This window comes from Bartonella queenslandensis AUST/NH15, from assembly GCF_000312585.1.
GTDB lineage: Bacteria > Pseudomonadota > Alphaproteobacteria > Rhizobiales > Rhizobiaceae > Bartonella > Bartonella queenslandensis_A.
Genome location: NZ_HE998388.1, coordinates 1 through 706, shown reverse-complemented (window position 1 = coordinate 706; position 706 = coordinate 1). Strand labels below are relative to the sequence as shown.

General features: G+C 44.3%; 1 protein-coding gene. It reads right to left on the bottom strand.

The features are described 5' to 3' along the window. On the bottom strand, positions 1-644 hold a 644-nt coding region (locus BN338_RS10450), incomplete at its 3' end, for a hypothetical protein (protein WP_039762416.1). Positions 645-706: the final 62 nt, after the last annotated feature.

The window sequence follows — 706 nt, the reverse complement described above, 5'->3', positions numbered from 1 at the left end:
CTATTGGCATCAACAAGGCGTTGATTGTAATTATCGAGCAGTGATGAACCCTGCAAGGCATTCGAATAGGCATTACCATAACCCTGTAGGAAGTTATTTGAGGCTCCTAACTGATTTTGATTGGCTTGGTCTATCAGTGAATTTGCTTGCATCATGCGATCCACATCACGATTATACTGCTCTGCTGTAGCACTTTTGGACAAAGCGCCAAGTTCCTTTGCCAATACACCTGTATGTGCACCTGAATTATAACGACCTGCACCTGCAAAAGAGCTGTTAATCGTATCTCTTACACGGTCTAAGCTATCTTGAAGGGCGGCATTAAAAGATGGATTCTGTCCAATCATACTACCTGAAGCCATTCCTCCAAGAGTGCTTGCTGCCGACGTTGGATTGTAGATTGTATTCATCAAAGAGCGGTTTTGATAATGATGTGGAATACTTCCAAGACCACCTATGGCTTGAATGGTTGGAGCACTTAACGGTGCAACACGAGGCCCCCCATAAACATTCCCACCAATCCCTGTATTATACAGGTTATACGCATCCGCACCACCACGCTTAAATACATTCTGCATCCAAGTAGGAGGCGCGCTTGTCTGAACCTGTTTTTGTTCTGTTGTTGTGGGTGTTTTGCTCCCCATGTCACAATTCCTTCCTGTAATAAAGCATATCTATGCCATAGCCTTGTTTGTACAATGCACGC